At 54.6% G+C, this 485-nt stretch carries 1 protein-coding gene; it reads left to right on the top strand.

The annotated features are described in order from the left end of the window. Positions 1 to 13 precede the first annotated feature (13 nt). Positions 14 to 485: rhamnan synthesis F family protein (locus ACWTU8_RS32375; protein ID WP_455851318.1), on the top strand; the 472-nt coding region annotated here is incomplete at its 3' end.

Here is a 485-nt window from a genome sequence, read left to right as displayed (position 1 = left end):
CAACTACGATCTCGTGTGCAGGATACACACAAAGAAAACGCTCCAGGTTTCAGGTCCGCGAGCGTTGCTCTTCAAGAATCACCTCTTGGAGAATCTGCTGAATAGCCCTGGCTATGTCGAGAATGTCATACAGTTGTTTCGCAAGAATCCTGTTGTCGGAATTGCCCTCCCGCCGATTATCCATATCTCCTTCGATACCATGGGCCGGTCATGGTTTGCCAACAAGGAGCCGGTGAGAGCCCTGCTGAAACGACTTAACGTCAAAGTGCCCCTTGATGACGACACGCCCGTCGCCCCGTATGGTTCGATGTTCTGGTTCCGGCCAAAAGCGTTGCAGAAGCTGTTTGACAGAGAATGGAAGCACAGCGATTTCCCATCCGACACGGAATATGCGGATGGGGACCTGCCGCACGCCCTGGAGAGGGCCATCGTCTACGTGGCTCAGGACGCCGGCTATCTGGCGCACCATATCATCTCCCCAAGGC

The organism is Mesorhizobium sp. BHbdii, assembly GCF_053848045.1.
This window is presented reverse-complemented; position numbering and strand designations above follow the sequence as displayed.